We start from the raw sequence: 25,658 nt of genomic DNA, 5'->3' as shown, positions 1-25,658 counted from the left end.
GCCCCGGCGTCTCCCACCGAGGCGCACGCGCCCCGCGCCACGGGATTGCCCAGAGCGGTGTGGGCCGCGGTCGCGGCGCTCTACGTGGTCCTCTTCCCGTACCACCCGGGCCTGCGCTCGCCCAACGAGCTGTGCCGCCTGTGGCAGACACGCGCCCTGGTGGAGGACGGGACGCTGGAGATCAACCGCGCCCTGCGCGACTACGGCCCGGTGGGCGACCTGTCCGTGATGGACGGGCGCTACTACCCGTCCAAGGCGCCGCTGCTGTCCTTCGCCGCGGTGCCCGTGTACGCGAGCCTGAGGCTCCTGGGAGGCAGCCACCGCTACGCCGTGCCGGAGGTGCCGCTCGTCTTCTTCAGCCGCCTCTTCCTCACGGTGCTGCCCACGCTGGGACTGCTGTGGCTGGTGCGTCGCTTCCTGCGCGCGTTCCTGTCGCCCGTCGTCGCGGACGGCGTCACGGTGACGTACGCGCTGGGCTCGCTCGCGTTCAGCTACTCGCTGCTCTTCATGAGCCACCAGACGACGGCGGTGCTGCTCTTCGCGGGCTTCTACGCGCTCTGGAAGCTGTCGCGCGGCGAGTGGCGCGAGCGTGGCTACATCGTGGCCGGCGCGTGCGCGGGCGCCACCGTCGCCGCCGAGTACACCGGCGCGCTCGGTGTGCTGGGCCTCATCCTCTACGCCGTCCTCACCGTGCCAGGCACGCCGGAGCCGTGGGCCGCGCGGCTGAAGAAGCTGGGCCGGGCCACGGGGCTCGCCGTGGTGGGCGCGCTGCCCTTCATCGTGGCGCTGGGGCTCTACCACCAGGCCACCTTCGGGCACCCGCTGGAGACGGGCTACAAGCACCTCAACGACGCGGCCTACCAGCCGTGGCACCTGGGCGGCTTCCTGGGCATCCGCACGCCGGATCCGCGCGCCTTCGCGCTGTCGTTCTTCTCTCCGCTCAGGGGCCTCTTCACCCTGTCGCCGTTCCTGCTGCTCGCGCTGCCCGGACTCGTGCTGCTCAAGCGCCTGGGCCGGACCTCCGCGGAAGGACGCGCCCTCTTCTGGATGTCCGCGGCCACGCTCGCCGGCTACACGTACTTCACCTCGTCGTTCACCTACGACTCGTGGGGCTGGACGACAGGCCCCCGGCACCTCACGGGGCTGGTGCCCTTCCTGCTGCTGCCCGCGGGTCTGGTGCTGGAGCGGCTGCGCGGCGCCGGCAGGCCGGTGCTGTCCGGCATCGCGGCCATGCTGTGCGCGGCGTCCGTGCTCATCACGGGCCTGGCCACCTTCGTCAACTACATCCCCGACGACGTCTCCACCCCCGTGCTCGCGCTGGCCCGGCCGCTCATGCTGGACGGCTACCACCCGCCCAACCTGCTCGCCTGGCTGGGCCTGCCCACGTCCCTGGCCGGCGCGGTGCTGTTCGCGGCGCTCGTCACCGTGGCGGCGTCCGTCTTCGGGGCGCTGGGCCGGGACGCGGCCGGACGCGCGCCTCCGCCGGCGGTCTGGGTGGCGGGGCTCGCCACACTGGCGGTGCTCGCGAGCGCGCAGGCGGTGTTCACCCGGAACGACCGGGCGGATCAGAACGCGGTGCGCTTCCTGGAGTCCGTCTGGCTCCAGCCCCCCGGCCGCCCCACCGCGCCCTTCTGGCCCCAAGCCGGCTCCTGAGCGCGTGGCTATACTGGCCTCCCCCTCGCTCGGAGACCGTGCATGACCTCGCGGTGGTTCCTGCTGTCCACCCTCCTGCTGTGCTCCCCGGCCCTCGCCCACGCCGAGGACGCCGCCGCCCTCTGGGACAAGAGCTGCAAGAACTGCCACGGCCCGGACGGCCGCGCCCAGACGCGCATGGGCCAGAAGGAGTCCATCCCCGACATGAGCCGGGCCTCCTGGCAGAAGAGGGAGTCGGACGCCGAGCTGCGCAAGGTCATCGCCAACGGCTCGTCCCACAACCCCAAGATGAAGGCCTACAAGGACCGGCTCACCCCGGAGCAGATGGACGCCCTGGTGGGATACATCCGCACCTTCAAGGCCGAGGCGAAGGAGTAGCGCTCGTGAATAACCCTTCGCGTCCGGGCGTCGTGGGGATTGGGAGAATTGGAGCCGCCATGAAGACCCTCACCGTCGCCATCGTGTTCTGCCTGTCCATGGTCAGCCTCTTCACGTCGGTGCGCGCCGACGCCAATGCCTTCCCCCGCCTGGAGCCGGGCATCTCCCAGCCGGTCGCGCTGATGCCCAAGGGCGGAGACGGCAAGGGCGGTGGCAAGGGCGGCAGCGACGGTGGCAAGGGCGGCGGCGAGGAGGATGAAGAGGAGTACCGCCGGCAGACCCGCGCCCTCTCCCAGAAGGCCGCCCTGGAACTGGTGGATCCCGGCGTCCTGGACGACATGCTCCGCCTGCGCGCCGCCGTGCGCGGCGGCCACCGCTGACGCCGGGCTACCTCGCAAGAATGAGGGGGCTCGCAAAGTTTGCGCAGCCCCCTGACGTCACACGGCACCCCCCCGCATCGCGGACATCCCTTATTCCGGCGGGTTGAGTGCCGGAATTCCCGGCACGAAGCTTGCTGTTCAGTGGCTCCCAAGACGTACCTCCCCCAGGGTACGTGAAGGAGCCCCAGATGGTGCGTCGCCCAACCCCCCGCCGTCAGTCCCGTGGCTTCACGCTCCTGCTCGCACTGGGCGTGGTCACGCTGGTGACGATGGCGGTGATGCTCAGCTACAGCGTGGTGGGCCGCGAGGCCGACAGCCAGGCCGACACCCGCCGCCAGAAGCAGGCGTTCTTCGCCGCCGAGGCGGGCCTCGCGGAAGGCCGTGAGACGGTGCGCCTCATCATGGCCAACGCCAAGAACCTCGGCGAGCTCACCATCGACCTGCGCGCGACCCTGGGTGCGCCGGTCAACGACATCCCGGGCCTGGGCTCCGCGGCCCGCCCCTATTTCGAGCTGCTCCCGCCCGGCGGTGGCGAGGTGTGGAACCGCTACGAGCTGCTCACGAGCACCCTGGAGGATGCCGAGCTCCCCGCCAACGTCGACTACCCGGAGCAGCGCAACGTGCGCTACCGCGTCTTCGTGCGGGACGACGACGACAGTGATCCCAGCCCGGAGGTCGACGGCAACCAGCAGGTGTGGGTCGTCTCCATCGCCGAGGTGGCGAATCCCCGGGGCCGCCCGACGCGCTCCGTCGTCCAGGCGCTCGTGACCAACGTGAGCACCCAGTCGATCGTCGGCCCTGGCACCCCCTCCGGGAACGCCAACATCAACAACTAGTTCCCGCAGCCGGTGGCACCGCCGCGTCCCTTTTCCAGAACTCCTGCCTCCCCCCGAGCCCTCCATGAAACGCCTGACTCCCCTGCTGCTTCTGCTCCCGGCGCTCGCCAGCGCCCAGGACCGCGGCGAACTGGCCTTCAACAAGGCCTGCGCCAAATGCCATCCGGCCGAGGTGCAGAAGCGCTCCTTCGGCACCCGCGCACCGGCCGGCCCCCCCATGGCCACGGTGCTGCGCAGGAAGAGCCTGGAGGAGATCCGCACGTGGACCGTGGCACCGCACCGGATCAACCCGAAGACCAACTGCGACACGCGGCTCCTGGCCCCCGACGACATGGACGCGCTCGTGAGCTTCCTGGCGACGGTGACGGTGGCCACGCCGCCTCCGCGCCGGATGCTCCTGCGGCAGCAACTGGAGCAGGGCGGCACGCAGAAGGTTCGTGAACAGCCCGAAGCCGAAGAGAAGGCGAAGTCCCAGCCCAAGAACCAGGGGAAGAAGTGATGCGGACGTTCTACAAGGGACTCTTTGCCCTGGCGCTGACGCTCTCGTCGCCGGCCCTGACGGCCACCACGCCCACCCAGCTCTGCCGCAACGACCTGGACGAGGACGCCCAGGGTGACTTCAAGCTCGGTCCGGACGGCCTCACCGTCGCCAACGACACCATCATCCTGCGCCCTGACGGCCGCCTCCAGCTCAACACCAACCTCAAGAAGCTGGACTCGGAGAACATCACCTTCCCGTTCGACCAGCGCGTCACCATCAGCTACGTGTACGAGTCCGCCGGTGCGTCGCACGCGCTCGGCTACATGTACCTGGATGACGTGAAGGACCGCCACTACGCGGACGCCAACGGCAACCTCGTCGACCTCAACAACAACGGCATCCTCGACCTGCACGAGGCCCTCTACAACCTCACGCCGGCGGACGACACCAAGCTGACCCACAAGTACATCGGCGTGCTGCCGCGCCGCTGTGACAAGACCTTCACGTCCGGTGGCATCAAGTACAACCATCCCGAACTGGCGATGGACAAGGACTGCAAGGAGAAGTTCGAGTCCCAGCTCGACACCACGGACGCGCGGCCAGGACGCACGTCGGGCGCCTACAACATCAAGGCGGACTGGGTGGGGCTGCAGATGCCCCTGAACAACAACAACTTCGACACTCCCAAGGACCTCTCGGACAACGACGCGTCCGACAAGGGGTTGTTCCCCCACATCCCCAACCTGCTGGAGCCGAGCGCCGCAGCCAACGGCTATCTGGGCCTGGGGCGCATGGTCTTCCTGCTCGCGGATGACGACAGCGACAAGACCGTCTTCCGCAAGCTGGGCCCCGTGCAGGATGCCACCACCGACAACGACGGCATCCCGGACTACGACGTCTCCAAGTACGACTACCGCGGCCTCGAGCAGTCGGTGAACCCCGACCCCGGCATCACCGCCCGTGACCGCACGGTGGACCTGGGCCTCATCGAGGGCGGCAAGGAGATCGTCTTCTTCGCCATCGTCTACTACGACGCCCGCCACAACCTGGACAACGACACGGTCGCGCCCTGCCTCAAGCGCAAGAAGTACTCGGACAACGCCGCCGAGGACGGCAAGTGCCTGCTGCACCTGCGCACGTCCATCTCCGTGTTCTTCTCCAAGGCCACCTGGAACATGGACCAGAACTTCCTGGCCCCCGCGGACAACAAGGTGGCCGAGCGCAACATCGGTTGCGAGTACTCCGACCAGTGCAACCCGCCCGGCTACAAGGACGCCTGCACCATCGTCAACACGAACAAGAAGGCCTGCGGCTGGCTGGACGACGCCACCCTCCAGCGCCTGAACACGAACACCTACAACAACCTGCTCATGCCCAAGGAGGGCGTGACGGTGATGCGGCCTGGCACGGAGCCGGGGCTCGAGAAGAAGGAAATCGACCGGATGAACTACATGCCCCACGTCATCGTGGGCGCACCCACCACCGACCCCTTCCGGTGGATCCTCGGCTTCGAGGACCTCAACGGCGGTGGTGACCGGGACTTCAACGACATCGTGTTCCTCATCAACAAGGAGAACGGCGGTGGCGCCAAGTCCACCACCATCACCTCCAAGGTGCTGAGCCCGGAGGGCGATACGCCCGGCCAGAACTTCACCATCACCAAGGTGCGCTTCCGCCGTCAGGACGACGTGGCGCCCTACGCGAAGCCCGGCAATCCCCCCACGGAGATCCGCAAGGACTGCACTTCAGCGCCTTGCTGGACCGAGGAGGCCAAGAATGCCTGCACGTCGACCGGCATCCTGCCCACCATCACCTATTCCATCGCGGTGGACTGCCGCACCTTCGACCCGGTCAACATCAAGTACAACGACAACCCGAACCCCACGTGGGTGCCCGTGGTCTTCCCGGCCCAGACGCCCGCCGCCCAGGAGGTGGAGATCGACATCCTGGCGCTGGGCCTGACCGGTTCGCAGCTGTGCTGGAAGGTGGACATCAGCAGCCCCAACGAGCAGTGCCGTCCCATCATCGACGACGTCGACATCGGCTATCAGGCCGTGCGCGCGGGTGCCTATTCGCGCGCCACCCCCACCACGGTGGGCAACGTGGTCATGTGGGGTGTGAACGAGACGCCGGGACAGAACTGGGGCACGGGTTGGCCCTCCGTGGAGAGCAGCCTGCCCGCTCCCGGTATCCGGGCCTATGACGGCGCCAAGGACTACACCCTGCGAGGCCGGTTGTACCTCCAGTCCATCTACGACCCTGAGAACCCCGAGACGACCACCAACGAGCAGCAGTGGGAGGGCGGCCGCGTGATGGCCGTGTCCATGACCTCCGGTGAGCCGCGCAACCGCAAGCTCTACTCGATGAACGCCGCGGGCCAGCGCAAGGAGGTCAAGGAGCTGGCCGGCACCGCCGACAGCGTGCTGTTCCCGGACGTGCTCTGCAACGACTACAGCGAGATCGACAGGCGCTATCCGTATGACCTGAACAAGGACAACATCTGCGGCACGCCCACCATCACGCAACCCCCGGGGACGGACAAGCACATCACCGGCGACCACAACGACCGCGACTTCCTGGTGGACTGGCTGTACGGCTACGAGAACCGTCACGCCGCCGGGGCCAACAACGCGCGCCGGCCCTGGCCCATGGGCGGCGTCAACCAGTCCACCGTGGGCGTGGCCGTCCCGCCGTATCAGGACTCCTGGTACCAGGCCGCGAAGGCCAGCGAGCGCGACCTGTACTTCAAGAACTTCATGACGCCCCTGAAGGAGCGGAGCAGCATCGCCTATGTGGGGACGATGACCGGTGTGCTCCACGCCTTCGACACGGGCGAGTATCGCGCGGCCCTGAACGACGAGTGCGTCTCTGGCAGCCAGTACCGGGGCTTCTTCGTTCCGGAGAAGTGCGGCACGAAGGAGAAGCCCGCCGAGCGCATGTACGGCAAGGGCAGCGAGGTCTTCGCCTACATGCCCAGGCTGATGCTGGGCCAGTACCGCAACCAGTACGTGCGCTTCCGCAACTCCGGTACCCTCGTGCGCCCCCAGATGGACGCCACGCCGGCCATCGCCAACGTGGACCTGGGTGACAAGAACGGCTGGGACGCCAGCATCAAGTACGACTGGACCCCGCTGACCACGGAGAACAAGAAGCAGGGCGCCAAGACGGTGCTCGTCTCCGCGACGGGCAAGACCTCCCCCGTGGTCTTCTCGCTCGACATCACGAATCCGAAGGACTCGTGGTACCCCTCGCCCATGTGGGAGTTCAGCTTCATGGACACCGCCATGGCCTCCTACTTCAGCGCGGCGCAGGTCCTGAACAGCGCCGTGCTGCTGCCGGACAACAGCGGTTCGCGGCACGTCCCCAACGTCGCCCGCATCTCCTGGGGCTCGGCGGATGAGAAGGACCGGCGTTGGGTGTCGGTGGTGGGCACGGACTACCAGCCGGCGGACAAGCGCGCGGGCACCGTCTACGTGCTCGACATGAAGACGGGCCAGCCGCTCGAATCCGGCTCGGGTCCGGCGGGCAAGTACGCGGGCGTCATCACGCTGGAGAAGGGCTCCGGCGTCGCGGCGGCGACGCCGATGGTGGACCTGGACCGGGACGGCAGCTACGACGTGATGTACGTCCCCACCACGTCCGGAAGCGTCTGGCGCGTCAACTTCAAGAAGGTGAAGATCACCGACCCGGCCGGCGACCAGGTCCAGAAGTGCATGCTGGCGCATGCCGCCACGGCCCTGAAGGACCACAAGGACGCCGCCAGCCAGACGGCGCTGGAGCTCCAGCAGCTCTACTCCAGCATGGCGGTGCAGTTGGTCACCACCAAGACGGGGCCGGCGGTGCGGTTCTACTTCGGCACCAGCGACAATCCGGATGAGTACTCGGACGGCTATCCCGAGTTGGATCCCAAGAAGCCCACCTACCAGTACCACCTGCTCGCCTTCGAGGACTCGGACCCGACCGGCAGCAAGCCGTGCGCGGAGCTCAAGCCCCTGTGGGTGCAGAAGATGGATGCGGGCCAGAAGCTGTGGGGCGGTGTGGCGCTCAGCGAGGAGAACGTCTTCGCCGCCACCGCGGCGGGCACGGCCGCGGACATCTGCAACCTGAGCGATACGCTCAAGGGTCAGTCGTACGTCGCCAACAAGGGGACAGGCGCACTGATCAGCAAGAAGGACAACAGCTTCCACGCCATCGTCGCGCCCGTCATCCATGACGGCTTCGTCCTGCAGGGCACGGTGACCGGAGATGTCGCGCCGACGCCCGCGCCTGAGAACCCGGACGGGAAGCACAACAACCCGACCGCCAATGGTGGCGTTCCCCGTTCGCAGATCATGATGTGGGAGCCGCTGCCCGACGGGAGACTGCCGCAATGAAGCAGCGTGCCTCACGAGGCGTCACCCTGTTGGAGGTCATGGCCACGATGACGGTCATGCTGCTGGGCGTCATGGCGGCCATGACCGTCGTGACCCAGACGAGCGCCTCCAACCGGCGCACGCTGACCGCCAACCAGGCCCAGGTGATCGCGGAGCAGGCCCTGGAGCGGGTCATGACGCTGGGCTGCCTGAACCCGACCTGCAACAACCTGCGGGACGAGAACTACTCCGTCTGGCAGACGGCTTCGGGGGCGCTGCGGACCATCGCGCCCACGGAGCCGGGCCTGGTGGCGAGGGAGTACAGGGTGAACATCGACGTGGACAACCCGAGGGAGCCCATCACCATGGAAGGGGCCAAGGTGGGCTGGCCCCCGCTGGACCGCATCGTCGTGGCGGGAGCGCCTGGCACCGTCGTGAACGTGCGGGTGTCCGTGAGCTGGGATGAGCCGGGGTTCCGCTCGGACCGGCAGATGGTGGTCCTCCAGACGCGGATGGCGCCATGAAGACCTCCTCGTTCCCGGGCCGGGGGTTCACGCTCCTTGAGATGATGATCGCCAGTGCCCTGGGTGTCGTCGTCATCACCACGGGGCTGGTGGTGGGCACCCAGATGCAGAAGCGCGCCCTCTTCGAAGAGCAGACGATGACGGCGCAGGTGACGGGCCGGACCGTGAAGGACGTGCTCGTCGCCGACGTGTGGCGGGCGGGCGTGGGCATGGGCAACACGCCCATCGCCTTCGACGTCGACGATGAGCGGTCCGCCATCACGGTGTGGCACAGGGCCGACCTGACCGCGGACGCGACCTTCGTGCAGGCCCCCACGGCGGCGCTGGCCTCGGACGCCCTCCAGCTCTACTGGGGTGAGACGAACGGAGCCATCACGCTGGCGTCATGCCCGGGGGGAGACTTCCGGAACGGCAATACCTTCTGCGCGCTCCCCGAGGCCCCCACGGCCCTGGTCACACCCAGTGGCCCGACGCTCGCGGTCATGGCGAGCGGTGGCCGCCGGATGGCGTGCCCCGTGAACATCACCGCCGTGGCGCCTGGCGCGCCCGGCAGCATGTCCACCATCACCACCGACGGCGCCGACAAGAACCCTGCCTGCATCGACGGCGCTGCCGCCTGGAGCGGGCCCACAGGGCTGGCCATTGACGTCGTGAACTGGATGGCCATGCGGCTGGGGGGCGTGGCCTACCGGGTGAACTGGAGGAACAACATCCCCACGCTGGAGTACCGGCCCGTGGGGGAGGCCAACTGGTTGCCGCTGAGCCGTGACGTGGAACAGCTCACCGTGCGGGAGGGGCTCATCGACTTCAACAACCCCGACAACGCCCTGCAGTGGTTCCCCAATGAAGGCATGCTCCCCGTCCCCGCGCAGGCACACCCGGCCATCTCCGAGTGCACGCTGGCGAAGTACGACACCAACGAATGCTCACTGGGTCTGCTGGAGGCGGATGGCTCCGCGGTGGTGAAGCCCCCCAATGACCTGGATCTGCGCAAGAGGCTCCGCCAGCGGGTCCGCCAGTTGGAGGTGACCCTGGTCATCCGGACCCGTCGTTCCAACCAGGAAGCGATCCAGCCCGGGCTGGATGAGGAAGGCTTCGTGCGAGACGGGTACAGCCGCCGACGGTTCACCTTCACGGTCGAGCCCCGCAACTTCATGAGCGTGGGAATGGTCCGGGTGGCCGGAGCGGGAGGGGCAGCGCCATGAAGAACACGCGAGGAATGACGCTGCTGGAGATGATGACGGCCGTCGCGGTGTTGGGGGTGCTCGCCACCCTCGCCATTGCCGGCATGCAGGGCAACATCAGCGCCCAGCGCGAAAACACCGCGACGCGTGAGTTGTGGTCGTCCGCGCTGCGGGCACGCCAGCTCGCCATCAGCACGAACCAGCCCGTGCGCATCGTGGTGGAGAACGACATCACCCTGCCAGACGGCTCGCGGGCCACCGTGGCGCGCTGGGAGCGCCTGAAGTGTGGCACCGACCTCAGCACCCCGGATGAATGGACCCTGGACAACTGCCCCAGTCCAGCCTGTGTGGACAAGACCTGCCGCACCGAGCCCAACTGCTGCACGGACACGGGGCAGGACATCATCATCCCCACCACGATGAGCGCCGCGGACATCAACAACCTGTGCTTCCTGCCGGGTTCCGGCCGGCCGGCGCTCAACAAGATGGACTGCCTGCAGGGGCAGCTCGGTCAGCCCGCCACCATCGCGGGGGCGGCGCCCTTGGATGAATCCATCCAGTTCCGGTTCACCTCCAACCGCGCCAAGAGCGTGCTGATGGTGGAGCCGCTGACGGGCATGTCCAACGTGATGGACTGCGATTCGATGTCCGCCACCACCACGGACACCGCCAAGCGGGACATCCGGCTGGCGAACGCCTGCGACAAGCCCTGAGCGGGCCTGCCGCGCGCCCGGGGACCTTCCCATGTCCCGGGCGCGCGTGAGCCTCCCCGCCCAGCGGCCGTCCCGCTGTCCCCCTGGACACGACAGGTGTCCGCATCCAGCGTTGATTTGGGAGAGGCCGCACCCTAATTAGCCGAGGGCCCCACACGGGCCCCCGAATGGATACCTCTCCTCCTCCGAAGTCCGATGGCACGCCCTGGCCCGGCGGCGCTCCCCCTTCCTCCGGTGATGCCTTCGCCCGGCTCCTCGCCTCCCTGCGCGTGGGACACCGTGCGCGGACGCAGGGGGTGAAGGGCGCGGCGCGCGGCCACCTGCTCGCCCGCCTGCACCGCGAGCTGCGCGCGCCCCTGGTGTGCGTGGCCGTGGATGAAGAAGCGGCGGACGCGCTCGCGCACGACCTGGCCTTCTTCCTGGGAGGCACCGGCAGCCTGCTGGAGCCTCGCGTGCTGCGGCTGCCCGCGGACGAGGTGCTCCCGTACGACGAACTGTCGCCGGAGGCAGGCCCCATCACGGAGCGCCTGGGCGCGCTGTTCCACCTGGCGCGCGGCACGCCGTTCCCCGCGCTGGTGCTGTCCCTGCGCGCGCTGCACCGCCGCGTGCTGCCGCTGGGGGTGATGGAGGGGCTGGCCCAGCGCGTGGAGGTGGGCCAGGACTTCGACCGCGACTCGCTGGCGCGGAAGCTGGCGTTGATGGGCTACCAGAACAGCCCGCTGGTGGAGGACAAGGGCACCTTCAGCGTGCGCGGCGGCCTGCTGGACGTCTTCAGCCCGCTGTACGAGCGGCCGGTGCGCCTGGAGTTCTTCGGGGACACCATCGAGTCCATCCGCGTCTTCGACCCGGAGTCGCAGCGCACCGTGGACGCGCTCAAGACGGTGGACCTGGTGCCCGCGCGCGAGCTGCTGCTCACCGACGACACCCGCCCGCGCGCCGAGGCCGCCGCCCGCGCGGTGGCGGACCGCATCAACCTGCCCACCATCAAGCTGCGCGAGCGGCTGGACGCGCTCCGCGAAGGGCTGCCCGGCTTCGGGCTGGAGGGGCTCTTGCCCGGCTTCTTCGAGGGCGGGCTGGCCTCCGTGTTCGACTACCTGCGCGCGTGGGCGAAGGAGCCCGTCGTCTACCTGGACGACCCGATGGGCCTGGACCGCGCGCTGGAGGAACTGACCGCGGAGCTGGCGAAGGGCGTGGAGGAGGCGGACGCGCGCCAGGACCTCACCTATCCACCGGAGCACCACTTCCTCACGCGCGAGGGCGTGGCGGAGGGCCTCAAGGCCCTGCGCGTGATGGAGGGCGGAGGCCTGTCGCTCACGCAGTCCGAAGCGCCCGTGGCCTTCACCTTCGGCACGACGCAGGACCTGCGCGAGGCCATCCTCGCGCACCACGGTGAGGAGGGCGCGCTCACCCCGCTGGTGGAGCGGCTCCAGCGCTGGCGCGACACCGGCGTGGCGTGCGCGGTGGCGTGCGGCACGCTCAGCCAGGCGGACCGGCTGAAGCGGCTGCTGTTGGACCGCTCCGTGATGGTGAAGGTGCACACGGAAGCGCTGCAGGAACCGGCGAAGCTCTACGAGCCGGCCATCTGGGCGCACCTGTTCACCGGCGAGGTGAGCCACGGCTTCATCGACCCGGAAGGCCGGTTGGCGGTGCTCGCGGACGAGGAGATTTTCGGCGTCCGCTCCCGCCGCCGCGTCAAGCGCAGCAAGAAGCTGGACGCGTTCGCCGCGGGCTTCAAGGACCTGAAGGAAGGCGACCTCATCGTCCACACCGACTTCGGCATCGGGCGCTACGCGGGCCTGACGAAGATGGAGGTGCAGGGCGTGCCGGGGGACTTCCTCGTCCTGGAGTACGCGGGGCGGGACAAGATCTATCTACCGGTGGGCCGCATGAGGCTCATCCAGAAGTTCACCGGCGGCGACCCGGAGAAGGTCCAGCTGGACAAGCTGGGCACGACGAGCTGGGAGAAGACGAAGAAGCGCGTCAAGGAGCAGCTGCTCAAGATGGCGGCGGAGCTCCTGCAGATGGCCGCCGCGCGCAAGGCGCACCCGGGCTATGCGTTCGCGCCGCCGGACCGCTACTTCGCCCAGTTCGAGGCGGACTTCGAGTTCGACGAGACGCCGGACCAGGCGAAGGCCATCGAGGACGTGCTCGCGGACATGCAGAAGGCGCAGCCGATGGACCGGCTCGTCTGCGGCGACGTGGGCTACGGCAAGACGGAGGTGGCGATGCGCGCCGCCTTCAAGGCCACGTTGGACCGCAAGCAGGTGGCGGTGCTGGTGCCCACCACGGTGCTGGCGCAGCAGCACTTCCACTCCTTCAAGAAGCGCTTCAAGGACTACCCCGTCACGGTGGAGGTCATCTCCGGCATCCGCAAGCCGCCGGAGATCCGCGACATCCTCCGCCGCGCGAAGGAGGGCAAGGTCGACATCGTCATCGGCACGCACAAGCTGCTGGCGGGCGAAGTGGCCTTCAAGGACCTGGGGCTCCTGGTGGTGGACGAGGAGCAGCGCTTCGGCGTGAAGCAGAAGGAGGCGCTCAAGCGGCTGCGCACGCAGGTGGACGTGCTGACGCTGACGGCGACGCCCATCCCCCGCACGCTGCACATGAGCATGTCCGGCGTGCGCGACATGAGCATCATCGCCACGCCGCCGCAGGACCGCCGGGCCATCCGCACCTTCGTGATGAAGTACGACGAGGGCGCCATCAAGGAGGCCGTGGAGCGGGAGATTGCCCGCGGTGGCCAGGTCTTCTTCGTGCACAACCGCGTGGAGTCCCTGCCGTCCATGGAGCAGGAGCTGAAGAAGCTCCTGCCCAACGTCTCCATCGGCGTGGCGCACGGCCAGATGGGCGAGGGGCAGCTGGAGAAGGTGATGCTCCAGTTCACGGAGCACAAGTTCCAGGTGCTGCTGTGCACCAGCATCATCGAGAGCGGCATCGACATCTCCAGCGCCAACACGATGATCGTCAACCGCGCGGACCAGTTCGGCCTGGCGCAGCTCTACCAGCTGCGCGGACGCGTGGGCCGCAGCAAGGAGCGCGCGTACGCGTACCTGATGGTGCCCACCCGCCGTCCGGTGACGAAGGACGCGCAGCGGCGCCTGGAGGTGCTCCAGAACTTCACGGAGCTGGGCGCGGGCTTCTCCATCGCCAGCCACGACCTGGAGATTCGCGGCGCGGGCAACCTGCTGGGCGAGAAGCAGTCCGGCGCCATCGCGGAAATCGGCTTCGACCTGTACGCGCAGCTGATGGAAGAGGCGGTGGCGGAGCTGCAAGGCCAGCCGCCCAAGGTGCACGTGGAGCCGGACATCAACCTGCCCATGCCGGCGCTCATCCCCGACGACTACGTGGCGGACGTGCACCAGCGGCTGGTGTTCTACAAGCGCTTCAGCCAGGCCAGCCACCCGGACGAGGTGACGGACCTGCGCGCGGAGCTGGTGGACCGCTACGGCGAGGCCCCCGACGAGGTGGACGCCCTCTCCGAGGTGACGCTCCTCAAAATCGACATGCGCGAGCTGCGGCTGCGCGCGCTGGAGGGGGGCCCGGCCCGGCTGTCGCTGGCGCTGGGCGGCGACGCGCTCCTGGACGGCGCGAAGGTGGCGGGGCTGGTGCAGCGCTCCAAGGGCTTCTACCGGCTGACGCCGGACATGAAGCTCATCGCCCGCGTGCCCCCGGAGGTGAAGGGGCACGCCCTGCTGGCGGAGGCACACAAGCTGCTGCGCGACGTGGGCACCTGCGCGCTGCCCCGGCACTGACGCACGCCCGGGGACTTACGATAGGCTGGCCGCCGAATGGCGATTGAGAAGGCGTTGTTGCTCATCGCGGACATCGGCGGCTACACCCGCTTCATGCGGCAGCACCGCTTCGGTCTCGCGCACGCGCAGGACACGGTGGCCCAGCTGCTGGAAGCCGTCATCGACGCGTCCGGGCGGTTCAAGCTGGCGAAGCTGGAAGGCGACGCGGCCTTCTTCTACGCCGTGGGCGAGGACACCTCGCCGGTCGCGAAGCAGGTGGCTGCCATCCGCCGCGCGTTCCTGGAGCGCCGGGAGCAGCTGGCCATCGACCGCATGTGCAACTGCGACGGGTGCACGCAGGTGGGCAACCTGACGCTCAAGTTCGTGGCCCACGCCGGGGAGGTCGCCTTCCAGAAGGTGAAGCACCTCACGGAGCTGGCGGGGGTGGACGTCATCCTCCTGCACCGGATGCTGAAGAACGACGTGCCCATCTCCGAGTACGTCCTGATGACGGACGCGGTGCACCAGCACCTGGGGCCGGAGCTGCGCCAGCTCAGCCAGGGGCTGGAGCACGACTTCGAGGGCATGGGCCGCACGTCGACGCACTACATCGAACTGAGCTCGCTGGTGACGAGCGTGCCCGCGCCGCGCCCCAACCTGCTGCGCAAGCTGTGGAACAAGCTGACCCTGGAGCTGCGCTCGCTGAAGTACGTGCTCGGCTTCAAGGAGGCGTGCGAGGGCTTCCGCAACGTCGAGGTCGTCGACGCCGTCCCCGAGAATCCCTGAGCCGCGCCTTCAGCCTCCCGTGCAGAAGCGCGCGACGGCCTGCGTGAGCGCGGCCTCGCAGCGCACCAGGTCCTCCATGGGGACGAACTCTCCCGTCTGGTGCGCGACGCGGATGTCGCCGGGGCCGAACACCACGGCCTCCGCGCCCAGCTCCGTGAGCTGCGGGGCCTCCGTGCCGAAGGACACCGTTTCGGACGCGTTGCCGCTGACCTGCTCCAGGAAGCGCACCACGTCCGCGTCGCCGCGCGTGTGGACGCCGCGGTCCATGCGCAGGACCTTGATGCGCGCCTCGTAGGCGGGCTCGTCGCGGGTGAGCTCCTGGCGGATGTGCTCCATCATCTCCGGGACGCGCTCCGCGGCCTGGCCGGGGATGGGGCGCCATTCGACGGTGAAGCGGCAGGAGCCGGGCAGGACGTTCTTCGCCTTGCCGCCCTGGATGAGGCCCACGTTCACGGTGGTGAAGGGCGGCTGGAAGCCCTCGTCGCGGTCCTCGCGCAGGACGGTGTTCGCCAGCGTCTCCAGCCGGTGCAGGAAGCGGCCGGCGCGGAAGATGGCGGACGCGCCCAGCTCCGGGTACGCGCTGTGCCCTTCCTTGCCCAGCACCTCCACCTCCGCCAGGCAGTAGCCCTTGTTGGCGCGCACGGGGATGAGGCGCGTGGGCTCGCCGACGATGGCGTGCCTGGCGCGACCCAGGCCGGCGGACACCAGCTTCTTCGCGCCCACCAGGCCGACCTCTTCATCGGCGGTGAGGATGACGAGCAGGGGCGCGTCCAGCTTCGGCAGGTCCTTGCGGGTGGCGGTGTGCAGCGCGCAGGCGATGAAGCCCTTGGTGTCGCAGGCGCCGCGGCCGTACAGCTTGCCGTCGCGTTCGGTGAGGCGCAGCGCGTCCGTCCAGGCGGCGTCGTAGGGCACGCAGTCGGAGTGGCCCACCAGGGCCAGCGCGGCGCGGTCGGCGTCGCCCTTGCGCGCGACGAGGTTCACCTTCGCCACGCCCGCTTCGTCGGTGTAGTGCTGGCGCTCGGCGGTGAAGCCCGCGGCCTCCAGCCGCGCCTGGGCGTAGTCGATGAGGGGCGCGTTGGGGCGCGAGGACGTGGTGTCCAGTGCCACCAGTTCCGCCAGGGTGGCCCGCAGCGCGGGCAGCGTGTCGCTCATGGGACGGCCTCCAGTCAGGCCACCTCCATGCCACCGCCCGCGCCGCGACGCCAGTGTGGCCGTGCCCTCAGCGTCGCGCGGAGGCCACCGCGTCCGCGTCCGTGGCCGAGGGGAACACGGAGTTGTCATCCGCTCCCGGCCGGCCCAGCCCCTTGGAGATGGCGGGCGCGGACGCCGTCACCCGGCCCACGTAGAAGACGCCGTGGTAGCCGTCCTTGTTGGGCGAATCCCAGACGTGCACGAAGAAGCGGTCGCCGTTGTCCTTGCCCTTCGCTTCCTTCACGCCGCAGTCCAGCTTGCGGCTGCGTTCGTCCGGCGCGCAGATCCACGCCGAGCCGCTGTCATAGGCCACGTCCAGCGCCACCACGTGCTTCAGCCGGGCGGCCAGGAGCCTCCCCATGGGCTGGTACTGCTTGTCCCAGGGCAGGCCCTTCGCCGTACGGGGATGGATGTTGCCGCTCACCACCAGATGGAAGCGCGCGGGGCCAGCTTCCACTTCCTTCAACACCGTGGCGGCCAGGGCCTGCTCGCGCTGTTGTCCCGTCAGCTTCGGGTGGTCATAGACGAACACCACCACGTCCAGGCCTCGTGCGCGCAACTGCCGCAACTGCTCCAGCATGTTCGCCACCGCCTCGCTGCCTCGGCCGTCCGGGTACGGGCTGCGCCAGAACGGGGCCTCCATCAGCTTGAGCCAGTCCTCTTCCCTGCCCTGGCTCTGGAGGAAGGTGGTGATGCGCGCCTGGTTCTCCACTGGCAGCTCCAGGCCCACCGACACGGGCGTGCCCACCCCGGTGAGCTGGCAGGCGGACTGCGCGATGAAGCGCGGCACCTCCTGCGTGCCATGCAGTTCTCCCAGCAGCATCACCCCGCCCGCCTTCGCCTGGGCCTTCAGGCCGAGGATGGGCGCGCCGCACTCGGTGAACGCAGGCGCGGACTCCGCTTCGGGTGCTTTCGCCACCGGTTGCATGGACGTGCGTGGGGGGCTCCCGTCCTTCGCCTCCAGGCCCGGCGCGATGGCGTTGAACACCCGCCACTCCATGGTCAGGTCGCGCGTGCCATGCGCGGACTCCGCGACGATGGCGTTCTCTCCGCGCGGCATCGCGAACCGGTCCTCGTCATCCTCCATGCTGAGGCCGAGGCCGCCTTCGAGCGTCTCCGGAGCTCCGGGCGCGGGAACGAGTCCCTGGCGGATATCCTCCATCCGCCGGCGGTCCATGCCCATGTTGCGGCTCGCGCCCCACTCCAGCTCCTTGCCGGGCGCGGAGAGCGTCTTGTTCGCGCTGCGGGTGACGCGGATGATCCACAGCTTGCTCTTCGTGGGCGTCTCCCGCTTGCCCAGCACGAGATAGCGGTGCCAGTAGCCGGAGATCTTCGAGCCACCGAACTCCTCCTTCCATTCGGTCTGCAGCACCGGGCTGTCCGGGGCCTCGCGGAAGCTCAGCTTCGCGTCCACGAAGTATTGGCGCACGGAGGGCCACACTTCCTCCAGGGGCCGGTCGTAGATGGCCTCCCGCCCCATCAGGTCCCAGTCCACTGGACGTGCGGCACAGCCCGCCGCCAGGAACACCGCCAGACATCCCACGTTCAGCATCGAGCGCATTCGCAGTGCTCCCTTCGTGGCATTCATCACTGACCCGACGGGGGCGACACCGCTCCCGGGTTCCCCAGGCCCTTGAGGACAGCGGGCTCGGAGGCCGTCACGTGCCCCACGTAGAAGACGCCGTGGTAGCCGTCATTGTTGGCCGAGCTCCACGTGTGCATGAAGAAGCGGTCGCCGTTGTCCTTCCCCTTCGCTTCCTTCACACCGCAGTCCAGCTTGCTGGTTTGCTTGTTCGCCGCGCAGATCCACGCCGTGCCGCTGTCGTAGGCCATGTCGAGTGCGGTGACGTCCTCGACCTGGTCCTTCAGCAGGTAGCCCATGGGCTGGTACTGCTTGTCCCAGGGCAGGCCCTTCGCCGTGCGGGGATGGATGTTGCCGCTCGTCACCAGGTGGAAGCGCTCCGGCTTTGCCTTCACCTGTGCCAGCACCGTCTTCGTCAGCGCGTCCTCGCGCTGCTGGCCGGACAGCTTCGGGTGGTCGTAGACGAACACCGCCACGTCCAGGCCCTGCGCTCGCAAGTGGCGCAACTGCTCCAGCATGTTCGCCACCGCCTCGCTGCCTCGGCCGTCCGGATACGGGCTGCGCCAGAACGGGGCCTCCATCAGCTTGAGCCAGTCCACGTCACCGCCCTGGCTCTGGAGGAAGGTGGTGATGCGATCCTCGTTCTCCACCGGCAGCTCCAGGCCCACCGTCACCGGCATGCCGGACGTGACGAGCTGACACACGGACTGCGCGATGAAGCGCGGCACCTCCTGCGTGCCGTGCAGCTCACCCAGCAGCATCACCCCACCCGCCTTCGCCAGCTTCTTCAGGCCGAGGATGGACTGGCCGCATTCGGTGAACGTCGCCGCTGCCTTCGCCACCGGCTGCTCCGTCTTCACCGGCTGCGTCTTCGCGAGCTTGGGCATGATGCCCCGGAAGACCCGCCACTCCATGGTCAGGTCGCGCGTCCCCTGTCCCGACTCCATGTAGAAGGCGTTCTCTCCCACCGGGAAGGCCAGCCGGTCCTCAGTGTCTTCCACGCTCAGGACATTCGGATCATCGCCCCCGGCAACGGCCCGGGAGATACCCCAGTCGATCTCCTTGCCCGGCTGGGACAGCGCCTTGTTCACCGACTTGGTGATGCGGGTGATCCACAGCTTGCTCTTCGTCGGCGTCTCCCGCTTGCCGATGACCATGTACCGGTGCCAGTAGCCCGCGATCTTCGAGCCGCCGAACTCCTGCTTCCACTCGGTCTCCAGCACCAGGCTGCCCCGGTCCTCCCGGTAGGGCAGGTTCGCATCCTTGAAGTACTCACGGACCGACGGCCACATCTCCTCCAGCGGCACGTCGTAGATGGCTTCGTAGTCCGGCGTCTCCAGGTCCTGCCGCCCCGCGCAACCCACCGCCAGGAGCAACGCCAGCCATCCCACTTTCACCATCGAGCGCATTCGCAGTGTCCCCTCTCGTTCCGCGATGCCCGAATAACGTCGTGGGGGCGGTGGACATATCGAGGCCCGTGAAAAGCCAGAGGCCGCGCGGGCCACCGGCTCCGGTGACTCGCACGGCCCCTGTGCTTCTGCCTCGGGTCCGGGTTACGGAGCGGACGCGGGCGCCGCGTCCGGGTTCCCCAGACCCTTGTTGATGGCGGGTTCGGACGCCGTCACGTGGCCCACATAGAAGACCCCGTGGTAGCCCTCCTTGTTGGTTGAGTTCCACCGGTGCACGAAGAAGCGGTCGCCGTTGTCCTTCCCCTTCGCTTCCTTCACACCGCAGTCCAGCTTGCGTCCCTGCACATCCGCCGCGCAGATCCACGCCGTGCCGCTGTCGTAGGCCATGTCCAGCGCCGTGACGTCCTCGACCTGGTCCTTCAGCAGGTAGCCCATGGGCTTGTACTGCTTGTCCCAGGGCAGGCCCTTCGCCGTGCGCGGATGGACGTTGCCACTCACCACCAGGTGGAAGCGCTTGGGTGTCGCCTTCACCTGCGCCAGCACCGTCTTCGTCAGCGCGTCCTCACGCTGCTGGCCGGACAGCTTCGGGTGGTCGTAGACGAACACCGCCACGTCCAGGCCCTGCGCTCGCAACTGCCGCAGCTGCTCCAGCATGTTCGCCACCGCCTCGCTGCCACGTCCGTCCGGATACGGGCTGCGCCAGAAGGGGGCCTCCATCAGCTTGAGCCAGTCCACCTCGCCGCCCTGGCTCTGGAGGAACGTGGAGATTCGCTCCTCGTTCTCCACCGGAAGTTCCAGGCCCACCGTCACCGGCATGCCCGCCGTGACGAGCTGACACACGGACTGCGCGATGAAGCGCGGCACCTCCTGCGTGCCGTGCAGCTCACCCAGCAGCATCACCCCACCCGCCTGCGCCAGCTTCTTCAGGCCGAGGATGGACTGGCCGCACTCGGTGAATGCCGGTGCGTCCTTCGCGCCCGGCGCCTTCGCCACCTGCTGCTCCGCGCTCACCGCCTGCTGCTTCGCGAACTTCGGCATGATGCCCCGGAACACCCGCCACTCCATGGTCAGGTCTCGCGTGCCCTGTCCCGAGTCCACGTAGAAGGCGTTCTCTCCCACCGGGAAGGCGAGCCGGTCCGCATCGTCCTCCACGGAGACGCCATACGCCTCGCTCGCGGACGCATCCCCCGGGGCCCCCGTACCGCGATCACCGGGAGGTCCGCCGAGCCCGCGGCCAGCGCCCCAATCCAGCTGCCGGCCGGGCTGGGCCAGCGCCTTGTTCACCGTCTTGGTGATGCGGATGATCCACAACTTGCTCTTGGTCGGCGTCTCCCGCTTGCCGATGACCATGTAGCGGTGCCAGTAGCCGGCGATCTTCGAGCCGCCGAACTCCTGCTTCCACTCGGTCTCCAGCACCAGGCTGCCCCGGTCCTCCCGGTAGGGCAGATTCGCGTCCGTGAAGTACTCACGGACCGACGGCCACATCTCCTCCAGCGGCATGTCGTAGATGGCTTCGTAGTCCGGCGTCTCCAGGTCCTGCCGCCCGGCACAGCCCCCCACCGCCAGTCCCATCAGCATCACCAGCGACAACCAGATTCCTGAACGCATCCACATCCTCCCGCACCCTCAACGCGCCGACGGCGCCCCCCATATCGAACCGGGTCCCCTCCCCTACGGGTAGAGGCGCCGGGCGAGCTGCTGGAAGGCCCTGCCACTCTCCTCCGTCAGCGGATGGCGGCCGTCCCGGACCACGAGCCGCCCCGCCACCGCCACCTCGCGCACCGCGCCTCCCGCCGCGCCGAAGACGATGCCCGGCAGGAGCGACGCGGAGCTCGCGCCCACCAGCGACGGGTGATGCACGTCCACCGTGAAGAAGTCCGCGGGCGACCCCGGCGACAGCGTGCCCGTGCCCATCCCCAGGCTTCGCGCGCCCTGCACCGTGGCCATGTCGAAGAGCCGCGCCGCCAGTCCATCCAGCGTCCCTGTTCCCGGGTCCAGCACCGCGCGGCGCAGCCGCACCAGCCGCAGGTGCTGCTCCAGCTGCCGGGCCTCGTCCAGCAGGTCCACCACCGTCTGGCTGTCCGAGCCGAAGCTCACGCGCGCCCCGGCCTTCACCAGCGCGTCCGCCGGCACGATGCCGTCACCCAGGTTGCGCTCCGTGGACGGGCACGCGCACACCGTGGCCTCCGCGCGGCCCAGCAGCGCCACTTCGTCCTCCGTCAGGTGCACGCCGTGCACGGCCGTGAAGCGCGGCCCCAGCAGGCCCACGTCCGACACCAGCTCCACCGGACGGCGGCCGTGCTCCGCGAGGCACGCCTCAATCTCCTTCGGCTGCTCCGCCACGTGCATGTGGATGGGCATGCCGGCGGGCGCGGAGCGGGCCACCTGCGTCAGCCAGTCCCGCGACACCGCGCGCACGCTGTGCGGCGCGAGCCCCACGTTCACCCGCGCGTCACCGCGTGTCGCGTGGGCCAGCGCCTCCGTGGTGGACAGGAACGTGTCCACGTCCGCGTCGATGAAGCGGCGCTGGCGCGGGTTCGCTTGCACGTTGAAGCCCGCGCGCCCGTAGCCCACCCGCAGCAGGCAGATGCGCAGCCCCACGTCCGTGGCCGCGCGGATGACCGCGTGCGCCAGCGCGTTGCGGTCCGCGTAGGGCGTCCCATCCGGCTGGTGGTGCAGGTAGTGGAACTCGCCCACCGTGGTGATGCCCGCGAGCACCATCTCCAGGAACACCTGCCGGGAGGCGATGTGGACTTCATCCGGCGTGAGCGCCTCCGCGGCGCGGTACATCGCCTCGCGCCAGGACCAGAAGTCGTCCTGGCCTCCGGCGGACGCCACGTATTCGGTGCGCCCGCGGATGAGCCGCTGGAACGCGTGCGAGTGGCCGTTGACGAGCCCCGGCAACAGCGCCCGCCCCGCGAGCCGCTCCACGCGCGCGCCTTCGGGCACCGCGGCGAGGACCCGGCCATCCGCGCCCACCGCCAGCGCTCGGCCTTCGTGGAAACGCCCTTCCGTGAAGAGGAAGTCGGGTTGGTAGACAGTGATGTCGCTCACGCGCGGCAGCGTATGCCAGTTCGCCGCGACGCGCGGTAGCGGCTTCAGGCGCCCATTTCGGCGGTGTCCATGAAGGGCAATCGGCTGTCCGCCCAGGGCCGGGTGCGCACCGCGTCGCGGATCCACGTGCCGTGGCGCCGTTCGTCCTCACGGTGGCGCCGGATGAGGGCCTTCACCTCCGGGGACCACTCGAACTGGAGCGCCAGCTCATAGGCCCGGTCGAACAGCTCCTCGTTGCCCAACATGGCCCACAGCGTGGCCTCCGTCCCCATCAGCCCCGTCATGGCCGTCAGGCCCTTCATCGCGGAGCCCTTCAGGTCCGGGCGCAGCGTCACCGGCTCGCCCCCGAAGTGCTGGATGAGCGCGTTGAGGTCCTGCACGTGGCGCAGGTGGTCCGCGCGGAAGCTGTTGAGTCGCTCGCGCACCAGGGCGGGCCCGATGCGGGCGATGGCCACGTCATACGCGCCCACCGCGTCGGCATCGAGCTGGGCCAGGCTGTGCAGACGATCCACTTCGGACTTGTTGGCCATGGGTGCCTCCTCCAACCGGGTGCCGAGAATGCTTGGGCCCGAACAACGTGGGGCCTCCTCCGCGCGGAACCAACGGCCCTCCCCGGTACCCATCCCTCCTCCGCACCCAGGGCAGGCGGGCAGCCTGCGTTTCACTCGGGGGTGTGGCCGAAAAGCGGGTCCCGGGTCCGCATGGAGCGCCTGCCCTCCTGGTCGCCCACCAGGCCATGTAAGGAATTGCGCGCCCGCCCTCCTGTGCAGAGCGTTGGAGGGTGAAGACCTCCGAGACCCAGAAGCGGCTGCGGCGCTACCAGACGAAGCGCGACTTCCAGCTCACCCCCGAGCCGTCCCCGGACGTGGTGGCGCCGAGGACGTCCGCGCCCGTCTTCGTCATCCACAAACATGACGCCACGCGCCTGCACTACGACCTGCGCCTGGAGATTGGCGGCGTGCTGGTGAGCTGGGCCATTCCCAAGGGCCCCAGCCATGACCCCTCCGTGAAGCGGCTCGCGGTCCAGACTGAGGACCACCCGCGCTCCTACGCGGACTTCGAGGGCCACATCCCGGACGACCAGTACGGCGGCGGTGATTCGCTGCTCTGGGAGTCCGGCACCTTCGAGGTCGTGCCTCCCGGCGACGCCGAGGCGCAGCTGAAGCGCGGGCACCTGGAGGTCCTTCTGCACGGCGCGAAGCTCAAGGGACGCTGGCACCTCATCCGCACGCGGCCGCGCGGCGGCAAGGCGCAGTGGCTCTTCTTCAAGGCGAAGGACGCATACGCCAAGGCCGACTACGACGTCACCGTGGAGCGCCCCGAGTCCGTGAAGAGCGGCCAGGTGGAGACGCAAGGGCCTCGCAAGCCCGGCGTGCTGCGCGACAAGAAGCCCGCGGCGCGCCTGCAGAAGGTCGTGCGCAAGTCCGCGAAGGCGGCGCGTCCCCCGAAGACGCCAGAGCAACTGCTGGAGCGCGTGTGGCCGCCCATGCTCGCGCGGCTGGCGGTGTCCGACGAAGTGCACGACGAGACGCACTCCTACGAGGTGAAGTACGACGGCTTCCGCGCCGTGTGCGCCCTCACGAAGGGGAAGCTCGCCTTCCAGAGCCGCCGGGGCAACGACCTGACGAGCCGCTTCGGCCGGCTCGCCGCTTCGCTGCGCGAGCTGCCCGTGCGGGACGTGGTGGTGGACGGAGAGGTGATCGCGCTCGACGAGAAGGGGCGTTCGCGCTTCCAGCTCCTGCAGCACACGGAGGAAGGCGCGGAGCAGCGCTTCATGGTGTTCGACCTGTTGTGGCTGGACGGCGAGGACCTGCGCGAGCTCCCCTACGAGGAGCGCCGCGCGCGGTTGGAGCAGCTGATGGCCGACGTGAAGTCGCCGCTGCAGCTCTCCGAGAAGCTGGACCTGCCGCTGTCGCGCGCCCTGCTGGAGGCGCGGCGCAAGGGGTGGGAGGGCATCATCGCCAAGCGCAAGGACGCGCCCTACACGGGCACGCGCTCCGGGGACTGGCTGAAGCTGAAGGTGGTGGCGGGCCAGGAGGTCGTCATCCTGGGGTACCTGCCCATCAAGAACGCGCGGGCGAAGTCGGAGATTGGCGCGCTGCGCGTGGGCGTGCGCGGCAAGAACGGCTTCCACGACGTGGGCAAGGTGGGCACGGGCTACACCTCCGCGGACCGCCGCGAGCTGCGCTGGCTGCTGGACGCCACGCGCGTGAAGAAGCCCGCCGCCGTGGATGCGCCCACGAACACGGACACCGTCTGGGTGAAGCCGAAGTACGTGGCCCAGGTGAACTTCACCGAATGGACGAAGGACGGCCGTCTGCGCCATCCCGTGTTCCAGGGCCTGCGCGGCGACAAGGTGCCGAAGGAGGTCGTGCGCGAACACCCCGCCCCCATCGAAGGTGCCGCACGCCGGGGCTCGAGGCGCGCGCCCATGCAGGCCGCCGCCCGCACCGCGAAGGCGCCCGCCATGAAGACGCCGCGAGGGAAGCAACGCGCGCCGGAGGTGGCCCTCACGCACGGCGAACGTGTTCTGTTCCCCGAGTCCGGCCTGACGAAGGCGGACGTGTTCGCGTACTACGAGCAGGTGGCGCCGCTGCTGTTGCCCGTGCTCGCGGACCGGCCCCTGGCCCACCAGCAGTGGCCCGCGGGCATCCAGGCCGCGGGCTTCTTCCGGCACGAGCTGTCCGGCATCCCCACGTGGATGCCCACGCTGCGCGTGCGCCATGAGGACAAGACGCTGCGCCACGTGAACGTGAAGGACGCGTCCGCGCTCCTGTGGCTCGCCAACCAGTCCGCGCTCACGCTGCACATGTGGCTGTCCCACGCGCCACGGCTGGCACAGCCGGACTTCGTGGTGTTCGACCTGGACCCTGGCGAGGGTGGCTGGAAGGACGTGGTGAAGGTGGCCACCCTGCTGCACGCGCGCCTGGACGAGTTGGGGCTCAAGGGCTTCCCGAAGACGTCCGGCAAGCGCGGCCTGCACGTGCTGGTGCCTCTGGCGCCGGGCCACACCTACGCGCGCACCCAGGCGTTCGCGAACGCGCGGGCGCGCGAGTTGGAGGAGGAGCTGGGCGACATCGCCACCACGGAGCGCTCCATCCGCGAGCGCGGCGGGCGGCTCTACATCGACGCGGGACAGAACGCGCGCGGCAAGACGGTGGTGGCGCCCTACTCCCTGCGCGCCGTGGAGGGTGCTCCCTTCTCCGCGCCGCTCGACTGGAGCGAGGTGAACGGTCGCCTGGACCCGTACCGCTTCCGCCTGAAGACGTTGAAGAAGCGCCTGGACGCCGTGGGGGACCTGTTCGCGCCCGTGCTCCGGGTGAAGCAGGTGCTGCCAGACGGGTGAGCTTGCGGCTGACACGCCGCGCCCTGAACGGATGTTTCCCGAAGGGGCGGCGCGTGCT

At 69.1% G+C, this 25,658-nt stretch carries 18 protein-coding genes; 12 read left to right on the top strand and 6 right to left on the bottom strand.

The features are described 5' to 3' along the window. The first annotated feature begins 57 nt into the window (after positions 1-57). The 11 genes from D7Y15_RS04315 (at position 58) to D7Y15_RS04265 (ending at position 15,018) form a co-directional block, all read left to right on the top strand. Positions 58-1,653 (top strand): hypothetical protein, encoded by a 1,596-nt coding sequence (locus D7Y15_RS04315; RefSeq protein WP_121751782.1) that lies wholly within the window; start codon positions 58-60, stop codon positions 1,651-1,653. Positions 1,654-1,695: 42 nt separating this feature from the next. Then, complete coding sequence (locus D7Y15_RS04310; protein ID WP_121751781.1) at positions 1,696-2,031, top strand: cytochrome c; 336 nt, start codon at positions 1,696-1,698, stop codon at positions 2,029-2,031. Between the two features lie 59 nt (positions 2,032-2,090). After that, positions 2,091-2,411, top strand: a complete 321-nt coding sequence (locus D7Y15_RS04305) for a hypothetical protein (protein ID WP_120574424.1) — start codon at positions 2,091-2,093, stop codon at positions 2,409-2,411. Positions 2,412-2,599: 188 nt separating this feature from the next. Then, positions 2,600-3,247 carry a hypothetical protein gene (locus D7Y15_RS04300; RefSeq protein WP_120574423.1) on the top strand — a complete coding sequence of 216 codons (648 nt, stop codon included), beginning with the start codon at positions 2,600-2,602 and terminating at the stop codon, positions 3,245-3,247. A gap of 64 nt (positions 3,248-3,311) precedes the next feature. After that, positions 3,312-3,746, top strand: coding sequence for a cytochrome c (locus D7Y15_RS04295; protein ID WP_120574422.1), 435 nt, complete (start codon positions 3,312-3,314; stop codon positions 3,744-3,746). Beyond that, positions 3,746-8,101 (top strand): DUF4114 domain-containing protein, encoded by a 4,356-nt coding sequence (locus D7Y15_RS04290; RefSeq protein ID WP_121751780.1) that lies wholly within the window; start codon positions 3,746-3,748, stop codon positions 8,099-8,101. The genes D7Y15_RS04295 and D7Y15_RS04290 overlap by 1 nt, the downstream gene beginning before the upstream one ends. Beyond that, on the top strand, positions 8,098-8,604 hold the full coding sequence (locus D7Y15_RS04285; RefSeq protein ID WP_120574420.1) for a prepilin-type N-terminal cleavage/methylation domain-containing protein: 507 nt from the start codon (positions 8,098-8,100) through the stop codon (positions 8,602-8,604). Before D7Y15_RS04290 ends, D7Y15_RS04285 begins: the two co-directional genes overlap by 4 nt. Beyond that, complete coding sequence (locus D7Y15_RS04280) at positions 8,601-9,809, top strand: PilW family protein (protein WP_121751779.1); 1,209 nt, start codon at positions 8,601-8,603, stop codon at positions 9,807-9,809. Before D7Y15_RS04285 ends, D7Y15_RS04280 begins: the two co-directional genes overlap by 4 nt. Beyond that, positions 9,806-10,501: a Tfp pilus assembly protein FimT/FimU gene (locus tag D7Y15_RS04275; RefSeq protein ID WP_120574418.1), complete on the top strand. Its 696-nt coding sequence runs from the start codon at positions 9,806-9,808 to the stop codon at positions 10,499-10,501. The genes D7Y15_RS04280 and D7Y15_RS04275 overlap by 4 nt, the downstream gene beginning before the upstream one ends. 167 nt (positions 10,502-10,668) lie before the next feature. Further along, entirely contained in the window at positions 10,669-14,253 is a 3,585-nt protein-coding gene (gene mfd / locus D7Y15_RS04270; protein WP_121751778.1) for a transcription-repair coupling factor, read from the top strand. Positions 14,254-14,289: 36 nt separating this feature from the next. After that, positions 14,290-15,018 (top strand): DUF2652 domain-containing protein, encoded by a 729-nt coding sequence (locus D7Y15_RS04265; RefSeq protein WP_120574416.1) that lies wholly within the window; start codon positions 14,290-14,292, stop codon positions 15,016-15,018. Positions 15,019-15,027: 9 nt separating this feature from the next. On the opposite strand, the gene argE is transcribed toward D7Y15_RS04265, so the two are convergent. The 6 genes from argE to D7Y15_RS04235 form a co-directional block, all read right to left on the bottom strand. Continuing rightward, a complete protein-coding gene (gene argE / locus D7Y15_RS04260; protein WP_120574415.1) occupies positions 15,028-16,170 on the bottom strand; it encodes an acetylornithine deacetylase in 1,143 nt (380 codons plus the stop codon). 67 nt (positions 16,171-16,237) lie between these two features. Then, complete coding sequence (locus D7Y15_RS04255) at positions 16,238-17,770, bottom strand: hypothetical protein (RefSeq protein ID WP_121751777.1); 1,533 nt, start codon at positions 17,768-17,770, stop codon at positions 16,238-16,240. Between the two features lie 26 nt (positions 17,771-17,796). After that, the gene (locus D7Y15_RS04250; protein ID WP_120574413.1) at positions 17,797-19,200 is read right to left on the bottom strand and encodes a hypothetical protein; all 1,404 of its coding nucleotides are present in this window, start codon (positions 19,198-19,200) and stop codon (positions 17,797-17,799) included. Positions 19,201-19,344: 144 nt separating this feature from the next. Further along, positions 19,345-20,808 (bottom strand): hypothetical protein, encoded by a 1,464-nt coding sequence (locus D7Y15_RS04245; RefSeq protein ID WP_121751785.1) that lies wholly within the window; start codon positions 20,806-20,808, stop codon positions 19,345-19,347. A 63-nt stretch (positions 20,809-20,871) separates the two neighbouring features. Continuing rightward, on the bottom strand, positions 20,872-22,254 hold the full coding sequence (gene hutF / locus D7Y15_RS04240) for a formimidoylglutamate deiminase (protein ID WP_121751776.1): 1,383 nt from the start codon (positions 22,252-22,254) through the stop codon (positions 20,872-20,874). Between the two features lie 44 nt (positions 22,255-22,298). After that, a complete protein-coding gene (locus D7Y15_RS04235) occupies positions 22,299-22,784 on the bottom strand; it encodes a DUF2383 domain-containing protein (RefSeq protein WP_120574411.1) in 486 nt (161 codons plus the stop codon). Positions 22,785-23,035: 251 nt separating this feature from the next. Here D7Y15_RS04235 and ligD point away from each other — a divergent pair, with 251 nt between their 5' ends. Continuing rightward, complete coding sequence (gene ligD, locus D7Y15_RS04230) at positions 23,036-25,600, top strand: DNA ligase D (RefSeq protein WP_121751775.1); 2,565 nt, start codon at positions 23,036-23,038, stop codon at positions 25,598-25,600. The last annotated feature ends 58 nt before the right edge of the window (positions 25,601-25,658 follow it).

Origin of the sequence: Corallococcus sp. AB030 (assembly GCF_003668965.1) — a bacterium.
GTDB classification, from domain to species: Bacteria; Myxococcota; Myxococcia; order Myxococcales; family Myxococcaceae; genus Corallococcus; species Corallococcus exiguus.
Note: the sequence above shows the minus strand (reverse complement) of the source record. Positions and strands in the feature narration are given on the sequence as shown.